Origin of the sequence: Maribellus sp. CM-23 (assembly GCF_021354595.1) — a bacterium.
In the GTDB taxonomy this organism is placed as follows: domain Bacteria; phylum Bacteroidota; class Bacteroidia; order Bacteroidales; family Prolixibacteraceae; genus Draconibacterium.
In genome coordinates, this window is record NZ_JADWYJ010000001.1 from 592,469 (window position 1) to 612,778 (window position 20,310).

The 20,310-nt window shown below is 44.9% G+C and carries 16 protein-coding genes; 9 read left to right on the forward strand and 7 right to left on the reverse strand.

Annotation, left to right across the window (positions count from 1 at the left end):
- Positions 1–350: 350 nt before the first annotated feature.
- From INQ51_RS02220 to INQ51_RS02235, 4 genes are read left to right on the forward strand one after another with little or no spacing between them, the layout of a single operon-like run.
- Positions 351–3,554 carry a SusC/RagA family TonB-linked outer membrane protein gene (locus INQ51_RS02220; protein WP_233376270.1) on the forward strand — a complete coding sequence of 1,068 codons (3,204 nt, stop codon included), beginning with the start codon at positions 351–353 and terminating at the stop codon, positions 3,552–3,554.
- Positions 3,555–3,565: 11 nt separating this feature from the next.
- Positions 3,566–5,077 carry a SusD/RagB family nutrient-binding outer membrane lipoprotein gene (locus INQ51_RS02225; protein ID WP_233376271.1) on the forward strand — a complete coding sequence of 504 codons (1,512 nt, stop codon included), beginning with the start codon at positions 3,566–3,568 and terminating at the stop codon, positions 5,075–5,077.
- An 11-nt stretch (positions 5,078–5,088) separates the two neighbouring features.
- Positions 5,089–5,775 (forward strand): BT_2262 family domain-containing protein, encoded by a 687-nt coding sequence (locus tag INQ51_RS02230; protein ID WP_233376272.1) that lies wholly within the window; start codon positions 5,089–5,091, stop codon positions 5,773–5,775.
- Between the two features lie 7 nt (positions 5,776–5,782).
- Positions 5,783–6,259, forward strand: a complete 477-nt coding sequence (locus tag INQ51_RS02235) for a lipid-binding protein (protein WP_233376273.1) — start codon at positions 5,783–5,785, stop codon at positions 6,257–6,259.
- Between the two features lie 47 nt (positions 6,260–6,306).
- Here INQ51_RS02235 and INQ51_RS02240 read toward each other — a convergent pair whose 3' ends face one another.
- On the reverse strand, positions 6,307–6,888 hold the full coding sequence (locus INQ51_RS02240; protein WP_233376274.1) for a peptidylprolyl isomerase: 582 nt from the start codon (positions 6,886–6,888) through the stop codon (positions 6,307–6,309).
- Between the two features lie 107 nt (positions 6,889–6,995).
- Between INQ51_RS02240 and INQ51_RS02245 the strand changes: the two genes are divergently transcribed.
- On the forward strand, positions 6,996–8,300 hold the full coding sequence (locus INQ51_RS02245; protein ID WP_233376275.1) for a S28 family serine protease: 1,305 nt from the start codon (positions 6,996–6,998) through the stop codon (positions 8,298–8,300).
- On the opposite strand, the gene INQ51_RS02250 is transcribed toward INQ51_RS02245, so the two are convergent.
- Both INQ51_RS02250 and INQ51_RS02255 read right to left on the reverse strand, forming a co-directional pair.
- The gene (locus tag INQ51_RS02250) at positions 8,301–9,212 is read right to left on the reverse strand and encodes a DMT family transporter (protein ID WP_233376276.1); all 912 of its coding nucleotides are present in this window, start codon (positions 9,210–9,212) and stop codon (positions 8,301–8,303) included.
- A gap of 110 nt (positions 9,213–9,322) precedes the next feature.
- Positions 9,323–10,429 (reverse strand): TlpA disulfide reductase family protein, encoded by a 1,107-nt coding sequence (locus tag INQ51_RS02255; RefSeq protein WP_233376277.1) that lies wholly within the window; start codon positions 10,427–10,429, stop codon positions 9,323–9,325.
- Positions 10,430–10,775: 346 nt separating this feature from the next.
- Between INQ51_RS02255 and INQ51_RS02260 the strand changes: the two genes are divergently transcribed.
- Together INQ51_RS02260 and INQ51_RS02265 are read left to right on the forward strand one after the other, a co-directional pair.
- The gene (locus tag INQ51_RS02260; RefSeq protein WP_233376278.1) at positions 10,776–11,639 is read left to right on the forward strand and encodes a patatin-like phospholipase family protein; all 864 of its coding nucleotides are present in this window, start codon (positions 10,776–10,778) and stop codon (positions 11,637–11,639) included.
- Positions 11,636–12,202 carry a type 1 glutamine amidotransferase gene (locus INQ51_RS02265; RefSeq protein WP_233376279.1) on the forward strand — a complete coding sequence of 189 codons (567 nt, stop codon included), beginning with the start codon at positions 11,636–11,638 and terminating at the stop codon, positions 12,200–12,202. The genes INQ51_RS02260 and INQ51_RS02265 overlap by 4 nt, the downstream gene beginning before the upstream one ends.
- 79 nt (positions 12,203–12,281) lie before the next feature.
- Here the strand turns inward: INQ51_RS02265 and asnB are convergent, their stop codons facing one another.
- A complete protein-coding gene (gene asnB / locus INQ51_RS02270) occupies positions 12,282–13,967 on the reverse strand; it encodes an asparagine synthase B (protein ID WP_233376280.1) in 1,686 nt (561 codons plus the stop codon).
- 518 nt (positions 13,968–14,485) lie between these two features.
- On the opposite strand from asnB, the gene INQ51_RS02275 reads away from it, so the two are divergent.
- A complete protein-coding gene (locus INQ51_RS02275) occupies positions 14,486–14,905 on the forward strand; it encodes a DUF3788 domain-containing protein (RefSeq protein ID WP_233376281.1) in 420 nt (139 codons plus the stop codon).
- Position 14,906: 1 nt separating this feature from the next.
- Positions 14,907–15,647: an SDR family oxidoreductase gene (locus INQ51_RS02280; protein WP_233376282.1), complete on the forward strand. Its 741-nt coding sequence runs from the start codon at positions 14,907–14,909 to the stop codon at positions 15,645–15,647.
- 21 nt (positions 15,648–15,668) lie between these two features.
- Here INQ51_RS02280 and INQ51_RS02285 read toward each other — a convergent pair whose 3' ends face one another.
- From INQ51_RS02285 to INQ51_RS02295, 3 genes are all read right to left on the reverse strand, one after another.
- Positions 15,669–16,349: a Crp/Fnr family transcriptional regulator gene (locus tag INQ51_RS02285; RefSeq protein WP_233376283.1), complete on the reverse strand. Its 681-nt coding sequence runs from the start codon at positions 16,347–16,349 to the stop codon at positions 15,669–15,671.
- 1,362 nt (positions 16,350–17,711) lie between these two features.
- Positions 17,712–18,278 (reverse strand): acetate uptake transporter, encoded by a 567-nt coding sequence (locus INQ51_RS02290; protein ID WP_233376284.1) that lies wholly within the window; start codon positions 18,276–18,278, stop codon positions 17,712–17,714.
- Positions 18,279–18,583: 305 nt separating this feature from the next.
- The gene (locus INQ51_RS02295; RefSeq protein ID WP_233376285.1) at positions 18,584–20,293 is read right to left on the reverse strand and encodes an acyl-CoA dehydrogenase family protein; all 1,710 of its coding nucleotides are present in this window, start codon (positions 20,291–20,293) and stop codon (positions 18,584–18,586) included.
- Between the last annotated feature and the right edge of the window lie 17 nt (positions 20,294–20,310).

Below are 20,310 nucleotides of genomic sequence, written 5' to 3' on the forward strand. Positions count from 1 at the left end.
AGCTTTCTACCCCCAAATCGGGTATTTTATCGATAAATCCCGTTGTTGACTGACTACCAACTCTTTCACTGAAATTCATTCTATAAGTTTGATAAAAAGCCTGAAAATCGAAAACTGCATTTCTTGATTTTCAGCCGAAAAACGTATTACGGGGAGCCCGGGGAAATCATTAAAAGGCACTCCACTTTTTTACATAGAAACAGAATTAAACAGCGTTAAAAATGTAGAAAGTGTATATCTGGCCGGCTGGCAGATATTCTGACTCCCGTTTCCCCGGCGGGAGTTTTTTATTTGGAAGTCCTACAAACAAAGAGTATAAGAAGCTTTAGTATTAACATAAATCCTATTCTATGAAGAAAACACTTCTACTAATGGTGGCTTTGTTTTTTGGAGTGAGTACAATTTTCGCCCAAACAAAGCAAATCTCAGGGAAGGTGACCTCCGCAGAGGATGGTACGCCAATTCCCGGGGTGTCAGTGGTTGTAAAAGGTACAACCAATGGAACCACAACCAATTTCGATGGTGAATTCACATTCATGGTCCCCGAAAATGAAACACTTGTTTTCTCATTCGTGGGAATGAAACCCAAAGAAGTGCCAATAACCAGTGCCACGGTTTACAACGTTGTACTTGAAACCGAATCAATTGGTGTTGGCGAAGTTGTTGTTACCGCAATGGGAATCCGAAGAGAGAAAAAAGCGCTGGGGTATTCTGTTAGCGAGTTCAGTGCCGATGACTTTGGAAACGTTGGAAACGACGATGCAACAAAAGCACTTCAGGGTAAAGTTGCCGGGGTTTCCATTTCCGCGGGTTCAGGAGCCCCGGGGGCGGCAACCAGGGTTATTGTTCGGGGGCTTTCGTCCATAACCGGAAGTAACCAACCCTTGTATGTAGTTGATGGTGTTCCAATCAACAACTCTTTTGCAAGCGGTAATGCGACAGAAAATTCAATGAATGTAAATGCCAAAGTAGACTTTGGTAATTCAGCGGCTGACATTAACCCGGCTGACATTGAAACCATTTCGGTTTTGAAAGGTGCTGCAGCATCCAACCTTTACGGTTCAAGAGCTGCCAACGGGGTAATAATGATTACGACTAAAAAAGGCTCCAAAAACAACAAGTTACAGGTCAACTTTTCTAGTTCATCTGCTTTTACTGAGGTTGGACGACTCCCTTATTTTCAAACAAGATTCGGACAGGGATGGAGCGGAACCTATGACAGCAAGGAAAACGGTAGCTGGGGCCCGGTTCTAGACGGAAAGGACAGACTTACCGGTTACGTTGTAGACAACGTACAACAGGTAGCTCCTTTTACGTACAAAAAGAACGGTATCCGTGATGTGTATGAATATGGTTATTCGCTGAACAACACGATTGCGCTTTCCGGGGGAAATGATTTTATGGGCTGGTATGCTTCGGCAACCAATTCAACAAACGACGGAGTTCTTCCCGGTGATGTAGATGTTTTAGACAGAAACACGCTCACCTTCAAAGCCAACGGAGGAACGGATAAAACCAAACTCAACTTTGGGATGACGTACATTAATCGTGCGCAAAAGACAATCCCAACCGGACAGGGAGACGATGCAGGGACAGGCGCAGTAATCTATTCTGATATTTTGTATCAGCCAATAAATCATTACCTGCCTGATTATCGCAATTATAAATATGTATTTAACAACCTGGACAATTATTACAATGGTTATGCACAAAACCCGTATTTCACCTTAAACGAAACGGGTGCAACAGCTGATCAGAACAGGATAATTGCCAATCTGAATATAACGCAAGAGTTACTGAAAGGACTCAGCATCTCGTTTACCGGCGGAGCTGATACCTATTCGCAGTTCTCAAAAGTTCACGGGGCGGTAGCAAAAGTAACCCCCGGCTCCAATAACTCGGGCACCATTAACGATGTTGCCGGTGCCGTAAAAGAGGAAGCAAGATACCTGACTCAATTAAACAGCGACCTAGTAATTAATTACAACAACGAAGTGGAAATCTTCGGAGGAAACCTGCGATACAATGTACTTTTCGGAAACAACATAAACCAACGCTCTTTCAAACGCGATAATATTATATCGAAAGGATTGGTTGTTCCGGGATATTACAACGTTGGAAACATCAGTGGGTCTGCCGAAGTTTATACATCAGAGTACAAACGCAGACTGGTGGGTGTTTTCGGGCAACTGGGACTTGAATTTAACGATTACCTGTTTATAAACCTTCAGGCCCGTAACGACTGGTCATCCACTCTTCCAATCGGAAATAACTCGTTCTTTTACCCCGGGGCTACACTCGGATTCATTTTTACCGATTTACTGCCTGATAATAAAAACTTTTCGTACGGAAAACTCCGGTTGAGTTACGCACTTGCGGGTAACGATGCGGCTCCGTTTATGACTTCCGAAATTTACAGGCCTTCCATTTTACGTGCCGGTGGTTTTGGTTTTACCAACTACCCTGTTGGCGGAATTCCTGCTTACGAAAAGCATCAGCGTTTAGGCAACCCGAACTTAAAGCCTGAAATCTCGAAAGAACTTGAAATTGGTACCGACCTAAGGTTCTTGTCGAATCGTATTGGAGTCGACTTTGCCTATTACAAGAAAACGACTACCGATTTGATTATGCTTGCCAACATTGCAGCATCAACCGGCTACAGGGAAATAACTTCCAATTTGGGGCAAATTACCAACGACGGTATCGAGTTGGCCATAAATATCACCCCGGTAAAAACCACTAACTTCACCTGGGATTTTACCTACCTGTTCAACAAAGCCAATATGGTACTCGATGAATTATCGGAAGAACTGGGGGTTTCAGAATACCTGATAAACGATGCTTACGAAACAGAATTTGTTGCTATTCCTGGCGAACAATTGGGTATGTACCGCATTCCGGATTACAAATATTCTCCGGATGGAAAAATAATTGTTGGAGACAACGGTCTTCCGGTTGAAGGAGACAAAAAACTGGTAGGCTCTTCGGTTCCAGACTTTATGATGTCGTTTACCAATAATTTGTCGTACAAAGGATTCAGATTTTCATTCCTGATCGACTACCAAAAAGGAGGCTTAATGTATTCGAACACTGCCAATGCTACTTACTGGTCGGGAAATAACGAACAGTCTACTACCAACGACCGTCGGCCATGGATTATACCGAATACTGTTACCGAAATTAAAGATGCTGAAGGAAACGTTACAGGCTATACTGAAAATACAACACCTGTAGTTGATAACTGGCACGACTATTACTCATCGAACACCAACAAACCGTTTGAAAGTTCGAGGCTTATTTCAAGAACCTTTATCAAGTTACGCGAGGTTTCTCTTTCCTACAGATTTAGCGGGTCCTTACTCAACAAAACATTCCTGTCGTCGGCAAATGTTTCCCTGTTTGGCAGAAACCTGTTTTTGTGGACACCTAAAGACAACAGCTATGTAGACCCGGAAACAACTACCTGGGATAACGACATTCAAGGATTATTTGGTGAGTTTAACGGAGCTCCTTCTGTTAGGACCTATGGACTGAAATTAGACTTAACCTTTTAAATAGTATTCATATGAAAAAGTTAATCACAATAATAAGTATTGTCCTGTTTCTATCATCTTGCAATGATTTTCTGGATATTAACGAAAATCCCAACTTCCCAACCGATGTTTCGGATGAATTACTACTTACGTCTGCGCAGGCTGCCGTTACCAACGTTTACTGCGCCGATTGGGGTTTAATTGGTTCCTTCTGGTCGCAGCATTGGGCCCAGAACAATACCTCTTCGCAATACAAAATTTACGAAACATACGCGATTAGCAGTAACACCAATGTTATCGAACGCTCTTACCGCGCCATGTTTGTAGACGGCTTGAGCGACAATGAAATCTTCCTTAAAAAAGTAGCGGAAAGCGAAAACTGGGGAGCCTATCTCATGGGGGCTGTAATAAAAGCTTACGGTTTCCAGTATTTAGTTGACTTATATGGAAATGTACCTTACACCGAAGCATTTCTCGGATCAGAGAAATTAAACCCCGTCATTGACAAGGGAGAAAATATCTATGCCGATATTTACGCTTTGCTGGTTGACGCTTTGGACAAAGATTTCTCATCTTTTGTTCCGGAACTCTACGAAGCCAATGACATCATTTTCGAAGGAGACCTGGAAGCCTGGCAAGCCTTTGCCAATTCGTTACGATTGAGAATTTTGTTGCGTCAGTATGATGCAAATTCATCGTTTGCCAATACCGAGATCGCCAAATTAATTGCCGATATGGAAGCTGAACACATTTACCTGTTGGACAGAGATGTGGCAGTTACCAACTTTGAAGATGCCGACAGTAAATCCAACCCATTGTATGAAAGCGATCAACGGCAGTTAAATACAACCAATAACATTAAGGCATGTGTAACCTTTACCTCTTATCTCGAAGCAAACAGCGATCCACGCCTTGAAGTATTGTTTACACCCATTGACGGAAAATACCTTGGAATGGTTCCGGGGTCCTACAATGTCCCTTCTACCGAGTTCGAAGCACCCAAGCTCATCGCATCTCCGGTAATCGAAGCTACAATGCCCGTGTACTGGATGACTTATGCAGAATCGGAACTGCTGATTGCGGAGGCCTATTTACGACTTGGAAACACAGAAATGGCACAGGCTTATTATGAAAGTGGAGTAAGCGAATCATTCGACCGCATGGAAGCCGACGCAGGTGATTTGTTAACCGGCGCATATGCATTTCCTGCAACAGGTTTTAACGATCAGCTAAAAGCAATCATTGTACAAAAATGGATAGACGCCGCCGAAGGTGGTCGCGGAATAGAATCGCACATTGAACGTGTAAGAACCGGATATCCGGAAGAATCAACCATCAGCGACCAAATTGACGAAGGCTACACGGTACCGGGCAATTACATTCCGGGAACACTGATTTACAGCAAGAAAGGAACTACAAGCGGAATTTTACCAAGACGTTTCCCTTATCCTGACAGCGAGCTCAACTTTAACTCAAATGCCGCAGAATACAAAGCACTGGTGGATGCTGATGTGATTTTACAAAAAGTATGGTGGAAAAATTAAAACAGTTTAAAATGAAATCATTAAAATATTTAATCATTTTAACCGCTGCCGTTTTCATGCTCGCATCCTGCGAGAAAGAATACGAAAGTTACCTTTCGGAAACTCCGGCTCCGGTTATGGAACTATACGGTAGTAACCCAATGGTTTTATTCAAAGGGACACCTTATGTTGATCCCGGGATCTACGCAGTAGAAATAGCCAATGGCGATACTACGGAACTTGAATACGAAATATTGAACGAAGTAAATGTCGATATCACGGGAACGTATAGGCTACAATACAAGGTAACGAACTCGGAAGGTTATGATTTCTATATTTCGAGGAATGTAAGTATTGTAAGCTTCACCGGTTACGATGTATTTGAGATTCCTTCAGGCACTTACGATGGAATCCGCGTAAACAGAAATGCAGGAGGTGTCGTTCAGATTAACAAACTAGCTGCCGGAGTTTACCAAATCAGCGATCTGCTGGCCGGGTACTACGATCAGTATGTCGGATACGGCCCCTCAACTGCGGCTCCTGCCATTCTGGTTATAGAGGAAGACGGTACTGTTAGAACAGAACTCGGTTATGCTCCTGGCTTTGGAGAAGCCGTATCGGGAACAGGCTTTGTATTTGATGATGCAAACAATGTTTTAACCTATACCGCAGTTTTCGAAGACGGGTTTAGTTTCGATGTACAATTAACCTTACAATAAAGCAATTATGAAGAAATATTTGATATATATGCTGGCGTTCGTAAGTATAATTCTTACATCCTGCGATGAAAAAGAAGACTACGAACCAATAAACTCCCAGGTAGTGGATGCTGCCGGTGAGTGGTGGATTAAGTTCTCGAAAACCGATTACCAAACCGGGTACCTGAAAGTACTTACATTTAATACGGCTGACGATATTGCCACCGAAATGTGGATTTCTGACGACGGAAACTGGAAAGACATTCAGTTTAAGTGTCCGGTTAATGTTTCTGCACTAACATTCGGAGGAAGTAATCTTGACGATATAAACTCGGATGTTTCCGTTACAGTTGCCAATGGCAAAATTGAAAAAGATGCAGGGTTGTCAACGGCCGGAAATATAACTGACAAAATCTCTTTCGAGATTTCTTTCAGCAACGAGCCGGGCGTGGTTTACCAAGCGGTAGGAACGCGAAAAACAGGCTTTACAGAGGATGAACATTGATTCTTCTGTATAAAATAGAAAAGGGTACCCGGTTTGGGTACCCTTTTCTATTGGGTTATCTTCATCAACTCAATTCCCACCGGCTCAACCAAATACTGCGTAGTGTCCTTCTCTTTTTGAATTCTTCTGACCACATCCATTCCGCTTACAACACGCCCAAAAGCGGCAAATCCCTGTCCATCAGGGTTTCGCTTTCCGCCAAAATCCAGTTCGGGCTGATCGCCCACGCAAATAAAGAATTCCGTAGAAGCTGTTCCCGGGGCATTTCTGGCCATCGATAAAGTACCGTCTTTGTGTTTTATTCCTGTCATTTCGGTAGTTTCATGTGCTATCGGCGGAATTCCTTCAATCCGTTCATCGTCAAAAAGGCCTCCTTGTATCACTTCTATTTTTACATCGTTATTGGGTTGATTGTCCAAACGCACCGTCCTGTAAAAGACAGCATCTGTATACGTTCCTTTCTCCACATGTATCAGAAAGTTTTTGGCCGTAAGCGGCGCACGAATGGTATCCAGTTCGGCAGTAATCACTCCAAGCTTGGTTCTTATTTCCACCTTTGGAAGTTGCTGGGCGTTTCCGTTTCCACAGAACATAAATACGCACCAGATAAAGAGTATTGTATTTCTCATTTTTTAAACTGAATATTATTCCTTACTTGCTTTCAAAAGTAAGAAAACCGATGGTTGGTCTTCTTTCATACAAGAAGAATAATTCTATCCACAAAATCTTTTCAAGAATGAAACAACTGGTACTTTTTGTTGCCTTACTACTGGCCTACTCGCTATCATTTGCACAGGAAACTGCTATTGACGCCTTTTTAAAAGCACAACCTGCAATTAAAAGCGTCGAAAAAATTGAGGGGAACGACTTTTTTACGTCTACCTACAAAATTATGGTAGAACAGCCACTTGATCATGAACACCCCGAAAAAGGCACTTTCCTGCAACGCGTTTTTGTTTCCGATAAAACCCACGAAGGCCCGGTGGTTTTTATTACCGAAGGCTATGGAGCAGCCTATGCCGGTAGTCCGCGTTACGTAAACGAGCTAAGCCCCATGCTCGGTGCCAGCCAGATTTGTGTCGAACATCGTTATTTTGGAGATTCGTGGCCCGAGCCACTCAACTGGGATTACCTGACCGTTAAAAACGCAGCTGCCGACCATCATCGCATTGTGCAAATCATGAAAAAATATTACACCGGCAAATGGGTGAACACCGGTATCAGCAAAGGAGGACAAACCGTGGTGTACCACCGCTGGCTATACCCCGATGATGTGGATGTTTCAATACCCTATGTGGCCCCGCTGAATTTTGGAGTGGAAGACGGCCGCCACGAACCATTTATTGCCAACATTCCGGGCACTGCAGAACAACGCAAAAAGATACTGGAATTTCAAACGGAAATACTAAAAAACCGTACGGTTTATCTACCTAAACTAAAAGCCTTTTGCGAGCAGGAGAAGTTCACTTTCCAGATCAGCATGGATGAAGTACTCGACTATTGTGTGCTTGAATATCCGTTTGCACTCTGGCAATGGGGAAATCTTGTCAACCAGGTTCCCGCTGCTGACCAGGATGCTGACTCCCTGTTTGAACACCTGATGATCGTTTCCAATCCTTCTTATTTTGCCATCGAAGGCATGGAAGGAATCCAGTCGTTTTTTGTACAGGCCGCGCGCGAACTGGGTTACTATGGGTACGATACCCGACCTTTTAAACGCTATCTTTCCATCAAATCGGCTAAGAACTACTTGCCAAAGATCTTTCTGCCGGATGATTTAAAAATCACTTACGATAAAAAGATTGCCAAACAGGTAAAGAAATTTATTGATACTACCGATGCTGAAATCCTGTTTATATACGGAGGATGGGATCCCTGGTTTGCCAGCGGTTTTGAAGTACCTCAAAAAGACAACCTGCTTCGGGTTGTGAAGGAAGGCGGGAGTCATTCTGCCCGGATCAACAACCTTCCCGAAGCAAAGAAAAAACGGGTAAAGCAAACCCTGGAAGAATGGTTGCAAATGAAAGTCAATATCGAATAGTTACAGGAAAAACAGCGCCACGCCACTTACCGTAATTATTGCTCCCACAATTTCTTTCCAGTTCACTTTTTCCTTGAAAAGAAGAATAGATGGAGCTATGATCAATACCGGAACAATGGCCATTAAGGTAGCAGCGATACCTGTTTTTGTATGCTGAATGGCCAACAGCGAAAACGACACCCCCAGAAAAGGGCCGAAGAAAGCACCCAGCGAGATTCTTTTCATGGCCGGGCCATTTTTTAAGGCCGCCCACACCCGCGGCCAGCGTTTCATAAATACAAAAAGAATGGAAAAACCAATGATACCGGTAAGTACCCTGATTTGCGTGGAAGAAAAAGCGTCGTAGTCGCCCATGCCTTTTTTGCTTAACACCAGGCCGGCTGCCTGCCCCAGTGCACCACCCAATGCCAGCAAAAGCCCCGGGATGGAATAGCTGGATGTTAGTTTCTTAACAATCGCACCGTTTTCTTCCTTCTTCTCGCGTTTCAGGATTACCAGTACAATTCCGCTCATGGTAATAAGCATCCCGATCCAGTTTTTAGGCGACAATACCTCATCAAGCATCAGCCAGCCAATCAAGGCTGCAAAAGGCGGTGCCAGCGCCATAACGAGCATGGCCACCCGGGCTCCGATAAAAAGATAGGATTCAAAAAGTAGCAAATCGCCGATTACAAAACCCACCACACCGGAGAGCGCCAGCCATTTCCAGCTGTAAAACGTAGCGTCGGTGGGAAAGAAAAAACCACGCGCCAGCCAGCTGTAAGCACCAATCAGAAAAAAGGCAATTACCAAACGGATCAGATTCACCGCCAGCGAACCTACTTTTTTTCCCGCCGACTCAAATGCCAATGCAGTGACAGTCCAGAACACCGCGGTTAGCACACCTGCTATTTCTCCAAAATGATTTTGCATAAAGCAATCGGTTTACTTATTAATCCTGTAAGCTTTCAATCTAAAAAAAGAACCACTCTTCCTCACCGGAAAGAATGGCTCTTACAAAATATCATTGAATCCAATGGAAATTACTTGGCAAAGTAGCCTTCCACAAAAGCTCTGAGCTCGTCTTCCCGTTTGTTTTTCTCCACAATCTTTCCGGTTTTATCAACCAGCAGGCTGCTCGGGATACTGCGTATCGCATACTCCTGTGCGGCCGCATTGTTCCAGTAAGCCAGATCCGAAACGTGTGTCCAGGTAAGGCCGTCATCAGCAATTCCTTTCAACCATGCATCTTTATCGCGGTCGAGCGAAACACCGAAAACGGTAAACCCCTGATCTTTAAAATCGTTGAAAACGGCCACCACATTGGGGTTTTCCCTGCGGCACGGACCACACCACGATGCCCAGAAATCAAGCAATGTCAATTCATTCTGCGAATAAATATCCGAGAATTTTATCGGGTTTCCATCCGGGTCGTTCTGCGTAAAATCAGGAGCAATCTGACCGATGGATACTTTTTTCATCTTTTCGATCTGCGTTTTCATATCCACAATCAACTGCACCTGCTGAATTTTTGGGTCCAGTGCATTGATCATTGAATCGAGTTCTTCCGGCTGCTTGCCATATTGAAGCTGGTTCAGGATAACCGGCGTTACATACGAAGCCGGATGACCTTTCACAAAATCTTCCTGAATCGTATTCATCCGCTCGCTGGCGCCTTCGTAAATTTCTTCCACTTTCGCCATCAACTCACTGGCTTTGGCAGTGTCGCCGGCCTGTTTAGCCGCAACCGACTCCTGGTACAGGTCCATGTATTCTTTTTGAATGGCTTTCAGTTGTCCGTCCAATGTAGCATACTCATCCTGTGTGGCAGAACCTTCAATCTTGATAAAGTTGATTGAATCAGCCTTTCCGGTAACCTTCATATTAGCGTTTTCAACAAAGATCAGGGCTTTTGCGCGTTGGCCCAAAACCGAAATGTAGTACATACTTGGATTCTCAACGGCTCCTTCCAACACAGCAACTCCGTCCACAACATCGGCCGTGTCGATACCAACAAAAGCGCCTTCTTTTCTTTCTTCAAGAACGATTTGTCCGTCTGCTCCTTCCAGGTTTACATCAATCTTAAAGCCACTTGGCTTGGAACAGGCAAACAATACAATACCAGCAAATAGTGCGAAATACTTTTTCATGCGTTTATATTTTAAAATTCAATGGAAACTCTTCCTCAGTTTTAATTTAAATTGATTGTTTTATTCAGGTGTTTTAGAAACTTCTTACAAAGAAGAAGAGATTCTCGTTAAAATGTTCTCTTTAGAATGTCGAATTTTAAGATTCGAAGATAATTATAATATTCAGCAGTCAATTAACATCTTATTCATTCTTTCATAAAAATATCTATGCATATATAAAATTGGGTAGATACTTCAATATGGGCTGAAAACGGCGGCTGGTATTCCCCTTTTAGTCAATCGTTAGCAGCGAAAGATTGGAGCTACCAACATTCTTTTTAAATTAGGAGTTCAATTACAAATGTCCATGACCAAAAAAATTGCTTTAGTTTTATCAGGCGGAGGCGCACGCGGACTGGCTCATATCGGGGTTATCGAAGAGCTGCTGAAAAGGGACTACGAAATTACCTCAATTGCCGGAACCTCGATGGGAGCCCTGGTTGGCGGTGTTTATGCCCAGGGAAAACTCACCGAATTTCGCGACTGGATGACCACGCTCGATCAGTTTGAGGTATTTAAACTGGTGGATTTTACGTTTAGTGCGGCCGGACTGGTAAAAGGGGAAAGGGTGCTGAACACCATCAAGGAGTTTATTCCTGACACCCGGATTGAAGACCTTCCGATTCCCTACTCTGCAACGGCAGTGGATATTATCAAGCACCAAGAAGTGGTTTTCCGAAGTGGAATGTTGTACGATGCCATCCGTGCTTCGATTGCCATTCCCACGGTTCTTACCCCGGTAAAAAAAGACGGGATGGTGCTGGTTGATGGAGGTGTGATGAACAACGTGCCTATTTCGAATGTAAAACGCACCGACGGCGACCTGCTCGCGGTGGTGCATGTAAGCGCCAATGTTCCGGTACTTCAGCCGGCTTTGAGTAAAAAAGAAATAAAAGAAAAAGAAAGCGCACACAAGAGGTGGCTGGCCAGTTTTACCGATTTTTTGGGAAATTCAAAGGAAAAGGAACACAGCCTTGGATTTTTATCGCTTATCGACAATACGCTTACCACCGGAATGTTACGGCTGGCACAACTTAGCATTGCAAGCGGCAACCCGGATATTTTGGTAGAAATTTCGCGCGATACCTGCGGAACGTACGACTTTTACAAGGCAGCTGAAATAATTGAAACAGGAAGACTGGCAGCCCGCCAGGTACTGGACCGGATATGACACGAATACTAATTATAAACAATGCGGAACCGGGTATCCGCGAATTTGCCGCTCCCATCGAACAAACGGTGAAGGAAACAGGAGCATACGCCGAATTTATTGAGTACAAAGATTGCTTAACCACCGCACTGGATGAATTTGACGGAATTATTCTCACGGGGTCGCCGCAGGGCGATGACATTGTGGAACATCATCGTCCCTATTTTGAATGGATTAAAACCTATGAAAAGCCGGTATTTGGCATATGCGCCGGCCACCACATCACAGGCTATTTATACGGCTCAACACTTTTGCGCAGCGAAGAACCCGAATCGGGAGATTTCATCGTAAAAATACTTTGTGAGGACCCTATTTTTAACGGCCTTTCTCCAACCTTCGAAGTACGACAAATGCACAACGACTCGGTAACACTCCCCGGGGATTTCACATTGCTGGCTACCGCAGAAACCTGCAAAAACCAGGTAATGAAACACAAAAAGAAATTGCTTTATACCACACAGTTTCACCCTGAGTTTTACAACCAGCAAATGATCAAAAACTTCGTAGCATTGTGTGTCCGTTAAACGAATAAAAACAAAGACCACCCGCCCAAGTGCGGATGGTCTCCCAAAACTGTGAATTAACACATATTTATTTACCGTATCATTTTTTTACATCGCTAAAGGTAGCACCCTGTGCATGAACCATATTTACAGCTCTTCCCGATGGGTCGGCGTTGTTTCTGAACGAAGCATCCCACTCAAGCGCCGCCGCAGTACTGCAGGCAATCGAAGCTTCTGACGGAACACATTTCGCTGCCGCATCCGAAGGGAAATGCTCGCTGTAGATCTCGCGGTACAGGTACTCCTCTTTATTCATGGGCGTATTAACCGGAAAACGATACTTCGCATTCTCCATCATCTCGTCGGTCACTTTTTCGGCCGCAATTTTTTTCAGCGTATCTATCCAGCCATATCCCACACCGTCAGAGAATTGTTCTTTTTGTCGCCAGGCTACTTCTTCGGGCAGGTACTTCGCAAACCCTTCGCGCAAACAGTGTTTCTCCATTTTTCCATCCTTTGCCATTTTTGCTTCAGGGTTAAAACGCATGGCCACATCCACAAATTCCTTGTCGAGGAAAGGCACGCGGCCTTCAACTCCCCATGCAGCCAGCGACTTGTTGGCCCGCAAACAGTCGTACATGTTCAGGCGGCTCACTTTACGCACACTTTCTTCGTGAAAAGCCTGGGCATTGGGCGCCTTGTGAAAATACAGGTAACCGCCAAAAATTTCGTCGGCACCCTCACCGGTCAGTACCATTTTAATTCCCATCGATTTTATCACCCGTGCCAACATGTACATGGGCGTGGAAGCTCGGACAGTGGTTACATCATAGGTTTCAATGTGGTAGATAACGTCTTTGATCGCATCTAAGCCCTCCTGGATGGTGTAGTGAATTTCATGGTGAATGGTGTTGATGTGATCGGCCACCTTTCGGGCAGCTGCCAGATCGGGAGAACCTTCCAAACCAATTACAAATGAGTGTAACTGCGGCCACCAGGCGGCTTTCTGGTCGTCCTCTTCCACACGGGTTGAAGAGAATTTCTTGGCCAGTGCCGATGTGATCGACGAATCAAGTCCGCCCGATAAAAGAACTCCGTAAGGAACATCCGACATCAACTGCCGGTGCACCGCTTTTTCGAGCGCTTCCGAAAGTTCATCCACATCCGCCGGGTTCTCTTTCACGTTGTCGTATTCTGTCCAGTCGCGCACATACCAGCGTTTCATCTCCCCATCTTTGCTGTAGAAATAATGCCCGGGAGGGAACTCTTCGATCTTGAAACAATAACGTTCCAGCGCTTTTAGTTCCGAAGCCACATAGTAATTGCCGTATTTATCCCAGCCCTGGTACAAAGGAATAATACCGATGTGGTCGCGGCCAATCAGATAGGCATCTTCTTCCTCATCGTAGAGGGCAAAAGCGAAAATACCATTCATATCATCCAGGAACTTTTCCTTTTTGTCACGGTACAAAGCCAGGATCACTTCGCAATCCGACCCGGTCAGAAATTCATAACTTCCGTCGTATCTTTTCCTGATCTCGCGGTGATTGTAAATCTCGCCGTTTACTCCCAGTATCAGTTTCCGGTCTTTACTGAACAAAGGCTGCCCGCCCGATTCAGGATCGACAATCGAAAGACGTTCGTGGGCAATAATGGCTTTTTCGCCACAATAAATTCCCGACCAGTCCGGTCCGCGGTGACGCAATTTCCGGGACATTTTAAGCACTTGAGGACGCAGCTCCTCTGCATTGATCCTCAAATCGAATACTCCTACAATTCCACACATATCTTTTTATTGCTAATAATCGTTCATAAAACTTCGTCAAAAATAATCACTTTGTTATAATATGAAAATATTTTATGACATTTTTCTTTTCTAATTAACACATTCAAAACACATAGATTCAAACAACATAAAATACGAAACATTTTAACATTCATTATTTCCCCAAACACCCCCTTCACAACACAGCCCTTCAACCAAAAAAAATACCTTTCCTCAACAATACCCCTTGAATTTTGAAAGACTACCCTCTAAAAAATCATTTTATTCACCAAAAGCACCCATTCAAACAATTAGTTCAAAAAAACATCTTTCATTCATTCATTTTGTCAAAATAAATTTCATTATCACGACATTTTCATCAAAACCGATCGCATTCCGTTCGGTAATCCGGGTATTTTCCTGCAATCATCAAAAGAAAACAAACGGCTACCTCCACCTGATTTTGTAAATTGCAGGCACGACTTATCACGTTGAGTCGGTTTTATTCTGAACGGACACTCATCTTTAAACCAAAAACAATGGACACCAGTATCTTTACCGACCTAAACCTCCGGCCTTGCACCGAAGACCTGAAAACACCACTTGGCAACAACTTTCGGCACTGGATGGAGATCAGGGATTATGTTTTCAGCCAATACCCGCAGGCAATGGAAGAATGGCATGTGTCGGTAAAAAAGTACGGCTGGAGCTTTCGGATAAAGGATAAGAAAAGAGCGATTGTATATTTGTCGCCCCGGCAGGGATATTTTAAACTGGTGATGGTGTTCGGGCAAAAAGCCACCGATAAAATACTGGCTGATCAGATCAACCCATCGGTTAAAGAAGAACTGATGGCCTCCAAGGCATACATGGAAGGCCGGGTTCTGCGGCTCGACATACACGACGGATCCCTGATAAACGACATTAAAAAACTGATCGATATTAAACTGGCCATTTAAGATGAAGAAAAATATAATAGTTACCGGAGGTGCGCAAGGCATTGGCAAAACGATGGTTGTAAACCTGTTGAAAAACGGATATGCCGTTACGGTGTTTGAAATTGACGAAGAAGCAATCGACGAACTAAAAGAAGAGGTCTCCGAAGAAACCGTGAGTATGTTTTGCGTGGATGTTTCGGATGAGAATTCGGTAAAGGACGCCATTTCATCGTCGGCTGAAATACATGGGAACATTTACGGATTGATCAACAACGCAGCCGTTGCGGCCAACAAGCCGCTCACCGACCTGAGCCTGGAAGAATGGAACCGCGTAATGGGAACCAACCTGACCGGGGCATTTTTGTGTTCAAAACACGTGGTTCCTTTTATGAAAGATGGCCGGATCATTAACATGGCATCCACACGCGCCCTGCAATCGGAAGCCGACACCGAAGCCTACTCGGCCAGCAAAGGCGGAATTATGGCGCTTACCCACGCGCTGGCAGCCAGTCTCGGGCCCCAAATAAAAGTCAACAGCATCAGCCCCGGCTGGATTGATGTTTCAGCAGTACGAAAGAAAGCCACTGCCCGGCAATGCATATTGAGCAAAGAAGACCATTCGCAGCACCCTGCCGGACGGGTGGGAAAAGCTTCCGACATTGCCAACATGGTACTTTTTCTTTTACAGCCCGAAAACGATTTTATAACCGGGCAAAATTTTGTGATCGACGGAGGAATGACCACGAAGATGATCTATGTGTAACGCGGGTAGGTTTTCCGAAAACTACACTTCGGAAGGCGAATAGTACTTACTCACCACATTCAGCTCATTGCTCAGCACCTCCAGCTCTTTCTCATCTTCGGCCCACCGAATGCTCTTCCGGATGCGGCTGAGACTTTGCTGCGTAATATTGAGATAGGACGAGATATCTTTTAGCTCGCAGTATTTTGCCACAGCCGGAAACTCGCGTAAAAAGTGCTTGTACCTTTTGTCGGCACACATAGTACGCAGCAGCGCCATTTTATAGTGGGTCATCCCCAGGTAATTGGCAACACCGGTAGTGGCAAACCGGGCTAGATCCAGGTTCGAGAACAGCAGTGAAATAAAAGGATCTCCCCGAAGTTCGATAAATTCGCAGTCGGTTACTGCTTCCAAAGTAATGCGCGAAGGATTGCTGTTAAAAAACGACACCGTCTCGCACAGAATAATCGGCGCTACCCGGAAATCATAAACAAAGGATTTTCCGTTAAAGTGATCTTCACATTTCACAATCCCTTTTCCCAGAAAACGCACAACCCGTTCAACGTGCATGTAATCCAACAGCCTCGTTCCTTTTTCCGCCCTGCGGAAACACATTAAGTCGCACATTTTTGCCCACGAAACCTCAGAAACCGGGCTGGTAGCTTTTATAAATTCGTAGAATTGATTCCGGTAATGCACGAAATTATCTTCGGGTACTGGCATAGTTTACGGTTTGAAAATGTTAGTGCCTTAAAAATAAAGAATCAACAGAAACAGAACCACCCTTTACCACCCTTCAAAAGCAGATTTTATCTTTTACATAATCTTGGGAGCTATTAGGCTTAGTCGCTTTGCTGCTCTTTCTATTTTGAAGGTCGATAGTAATTGATACTTTTGCTCACTACAGCTATTTTTATGCGATCCCCTTAGGGTACAGCTCATCCTTGATTCCAACGCGGGGAAGAGGAATTAAAACTGTCGTTGCTGGCTATCAGTAGTTAACCATTTCTGTAACCCAGCGGCCCGGCCTGTTAACTTTTTTGCCTCCCTGCGGCAATTTTTCTATTTCCTGTACAATTTTTGGCCGCCCTGTAAGGTTTTTTATCACCCTGTTGAAGTTTTTCTCAATCCTGTAGCTTTTTCCCCCGTCCTGTTTAACAGGGAGGGGTAAAAATGTAACAGGGAGGGTCAACAGCCTACAGGACGCCTCCCGGACCTACAGGGCAGCCCCATACCACGCAGGGCTCCTCTTAGGGAACCGTTCTCTCTAAAAAAGAACGGTTCCCTAAGTCCCCACAAGAGCCTAACCTCAACACCAGATAATCGCCCCAACATTTCGTCCGGAACTGCGAAACGCGCTTTTATCCACCCATCCCGCCGGACGAGGTTTGGTTTTCATCCCTAACCCGGCACTCCGTACCGGGCTATTAAGCTCCGACACCTTCAGCGTCGTAAAACCAGAAAATTATTTACAAATCGCGTCTCGCGGCCTCGGGCGGTGAGCCGAAAAACAAGTGAAGACGGCGTTAAAAGAGTTCGGCTGTTTGACCCCGAGAACTCGGGGGAGTTCTGAACTCTTAGCCGGCAATACGTAGTTTTTTCGTGCGAAGCGGGCGCAGCCTTGACTTTTCTGCTTCGTCCCGAGGACTCGGGATGAAGGCCTCCGGTAGGAGATTAAATCGCAAAAATGCTGATTAAAATTGCATTGCAAATGCAGAGCAACTTACCCCTCGTTGCAAACGAGGGACAGAGCAGTTGCGGCGGTCGGGATACGTTGGGAGCTATGAAAATCCAACGCATACAGCGTTGATCTGTACGATGCCCTAAGCGGGTTGAAACAGATAAAGCACGTAAATCAGGAATGACATCCTTTTGAAACATGATATCCTTATCGTACAATGAAACCATCCCAAAAAATAAGGAACCGTTCTCTCTAAAAAAGAACGGTTCCCTACTTCCCCTCACACAGATAAACCTGCGCTAAGGCAACAAGCGCTAAGCGGTTCGAAACCGCTAAGCGCGAAAACATTTAACCCGGCACTACGTAACGGGTTATTAGCCTTTGGACGGTAAAACCCTCAGAGTTTACTTACGAATCCAGGCTTTACCTGATTTCAGCATTTCCCTGCCCGACAATTCATTTAAAATAATGGTTGCCATCATGTACCAGGCCAGCAAGGCACAAACAATTAAAACGATTGCCGCCACCTTGTTAAATACGGGAAAGCCGAAGTGCCCCAAATCTAAAAAGATAAAGCCAGCCAGTAAGGTGGAAAAAGTTAATACCATAGCCGTGTGGATAAACAGTGATCCAACCCAGAATATGGCTGTCAGCAGTGTCCAGGCCACCAGGTAGTATCCAACATCGGTACCCGAAGAGCTGTAAACTCCCAAATGGTTCAATATCCAGATGATTCCCAGCCCAATCCAGAAAGCTCCGTAACTGGTAAACACGGCAAATCCAAAGTTATTTCCGGTTTTCTGTTCCATCAAGCCTGCCATTAACTGGGCCAATCCGCCAAAGATAAATCCCATGGCCACAACAGGTCCCAAACCAATTAACTCTAAATTGTGAAATTGAAGTAAAAGTGTTGTTAAACCAAACCCAGCCAGTCCTACCACTGCAGGATTCCCTAATTTTGCATTGTTCATTTACGATGTTTCTCCTGTATTAATTTGGGCGCAAAAATAGCAGAATAAGCGTCCGAACTCCGAAGCCCGAAAAATAAAGTTTGCACTCAAAACATTGTGTTAATGAACTTCAGCAAAAGCCCGATAATAGCTCATAGTTCAGTGTAATCATGTTTCTGGAAAAGCCACAGATTCGCTGTTCATTAAAGCATTTAAGCATTCTCTCCCTCAATCCATCAGTCCTTCAATCCCTCAGTCCCTCAACAAAAAAGAGCCACCCAAAAATGAGTGACTCTTGTATATCTTGAAGCTCGCGGCTTAAAGTCTTAGATCTCGAACTTGTAGTTACCCAGATCAGCCAGTTCTGATGAGCGGATAAACTCAGCATGTGCTTTTACCTGTCCTTTGGCAAAGTTCAGGTAGTTCTGAGCCGATTTCAGGAAGCTCTCGTCGCGGTTGCTATCCAGCACCAGCAGGTAGCCCATGATAATGTGGCCGGCCATTTCCACCAAACGACGGGCGTGGAAATCAACAAACTCGGTATCGTCGGCTGCCATTACTTTTTTCACGGCGCGTTCGTAATCGTCGGTTAAAATAATCAGCGAACGTTTCAGGTACTCCAACTTGGGCGATACACGCTCGGCTTCGTATTCACGAATCTGAGCCAGGTAAGAGCCGGTTGTTACGCCACGGATGGCGGCCACCACCTGCAACTGCGTAGTACCTTCGTAAATGGAAGTAATACGGGCGTCGCGGTAAATACGTTCCACCGGGTAGTCTTTCATAAAACCAGAGCCACCGTGGATCTGTACGGCGTCGTACGCCAGCTGGTTGCTGTATTCACTCGACATCCCTTTTACAAGCGGAGTAAAGATATCAGCCAGGCGCTGGTATTTTTTCATTTCTTCGCGCTCTTCTTTTTCCAGCGAACGCTCTTCGGCAATGTGCATGTAAGTTTTGTACATGTCAACAAAACGGGCTGTTTCGTACAACAAGGTACGCGAAGCATCCAGTTTCGCTTTCATCAGCGAAAGCATTTCGTAAACAGCGGGGAAACGGATAATGGCTTTCCCAAACTGCATTCTTTCCTTGGCGTAGGCCAATGCTTCGCGGTAAGCAGCTTCGCTCACCCCTACCGACTGCGCAGCGATTCCCAAACGGGCACCGTTCATCAGGGCCATTACGTATTTGATCAAACCCATTTTACGTGAACCTACCAGTTCGCCCGGAGCGTTTTTGAAAACCAGCTCACAGGTGGGTGATCCGATGATACCCATTTTATGCTCGATACGACGAACGGTCACACCACCGTCCTGCTTGTCGTAGATAAACATCGAAAGACCGCGACCGTCTTTTGTTCCCGGTTCTGAACGCGCCAGTACCAGCGAAATATCGCCGTCGCCGTTGGTGATAAAACGTTTTACACCGTTTAGCAACCAGGTGTGTTTCTTCTCGTCCCAGGTAGCTTTTAGCTGAACAGCCTGAAGGTCGGAACCTGCATCAGGTTCGGTAAGGTCCATGGCCATGGTATCGCCATTCGATACACGCGGCAGGTATTTTTCTTTTTGCTCTTCCGAAGCAAACTCGTTGATGGTTTCGGCACAGTCCTGCAAGCCCCAGATGTTTACAAAACCTGCATCGGCACGCGAAACAATGTCGGCTGCCATAATGTAGGGAACGATCGGGAAGTTCAGCCCGTCGTATTTGTAAGGTAAAGACATTCCCATTAAACCGGCCTGGTTCAGGGCGTCGATGTTTTCCTGGGTTCCGCGGGCATAAATTACGTGCCCGTCAACTACCTGAGGACCTTCGGCGTCGATGCTTTCCGCATTTTCAGCCACAATGTTTCCACAGATTTCGCCTACTACTTCCAGCACACGGTCGTAATTATCGATGGCATCCTCGTAATCCATCGGGGCAAAATCAAACTCTTTTTTGAAGGAATATTCCCGTTCTTTTAAGCGAACGATCTTTTCCATCAAAGGGTGGTTCAAATGAAATTTTAATTCGCTGTTGTCATTATAATAATTTGCCATTTTTCCGCAATTTAAAG

What these genes read in the sequence shown, in the direction of transcription:
- INQ51_RS02220 (WP_233376270.1), top strand. Translation starts at nt 351, where the DNA reads ATGAAGAAAACACTTCTACTAATGGTGGCTTTGTTTTTTGGAGTGAGT.
- INQ51_RS02225 (WP_233376271.1), top strand. Translation starts at nt 3,566, where the DNA reads ATGAAAAAGTTAATCACAATAATAAGTATTGTCCTGTTTCTATCATCT.
- INQ51_RS02230 (WP_233376272.1), top strand. Translation starts at nt 5,089, where the DNA reads ATGAAATCATTAAAATATTTAATCATTTTAACCGCTGCCGTTTTCATG.
- INQ51_RS02235 (WP_233376273.1), top strand. Translation starts at nt 5,783, where the DNA reads ATGAAGAAATATTTGATATATATGCTGGCGTTCGTAAGTATAATTCTT.
- INQ51_RS02240 (WP_233376274.1), bottom strand. Translation starts at nt 6,888, where the DNA reads ATGAGAAATACAATACTCTTTATCTGGTGCGTATTTATGTTCTGTGGA.
- INQ51_RS02245 (WP_233376275.1), top strand. Translation starts at nt 6,996, where the DNA reads ATGAAACAACTGGTACTTTTTGTTGCCTTACTACTGGCCTACTCGCTA.
- INQ51_RS02250 (WP_233376276.1), bottom strand. Translation starts at nt 9,212, where the DNA reads ATGCAAAATCATTTTGGAGAAATAGCAGGTGTGCTAACCGCGGTGTTC.
- INQ51_RS02255 (WP_233376277.1), bottom strand. Translation starts at nt 10,429, where the DNA reads ATGAAAAAGTATTTCGCACTATTTGCTGGTATTGTATTGTTTGCCTGT.
- INQ51_RS02260 (WP_233376278.1), top strand. Translation starts at nt 10,776, where the DNA reads ATGACCAAAAAAATTGCTTTAGTTTTATCAGGCGGAGGCGCACGCGGA.
- INQ51_RS02265 (WP_233376279.1), top strand. Translation starts at nt 11,636, where the DNA reads ATGACACGAATACTAATTATAAACAATGCGGAACCGGGTATCCGCGAA.
- asnB (WP_233376280.1), bottom strand. Translation starts at nt 13,967, where the DNA reads ATGTGTGGAATTGTAGGAGTATTCGATTTGAGGATCAATGCAGAGGAG.
- INQ51_RS02275 (WP_233376281.1), top strand. Translation starts at nt 14,486, where the DNA reads ATGGACACCAGTATCTTTACCGACCTAAACCTCCGGCCTTGCACCGAA.
- INQ51_RS02280 (WP_233376282.1), top strand. Translation starts at nt 14,907, where the DNA reads ATGAAGAAAAATATAATAGTTACCGGAGGTGCGCAAGGCATTGGCAAA.
- INQ51_RS02285 (WP_233376283.1), bottom strand. Translation starts at nt 16,349, where the DNA reads ATGCCAGTACCCGAAGATAATTTCGTGCATTACCGGAATCAATTCTAC.
- INQ51_RS02290 (WP_233376284.1), bottom strand. Translation starts at nt 18,278, where the DNA reads ATGAACAATGCAAAATTAGGGAATCCTGCAGTGGTAGGACTGGCTGGG.
- INQ51_RS02295 (WP_233376285.1), bottom strand. Translation starts at nt 20,293, where the DNA reads ATGGCAAATTATTATAATGACAACAGCGAATTAAAATTTCATTTGAAC.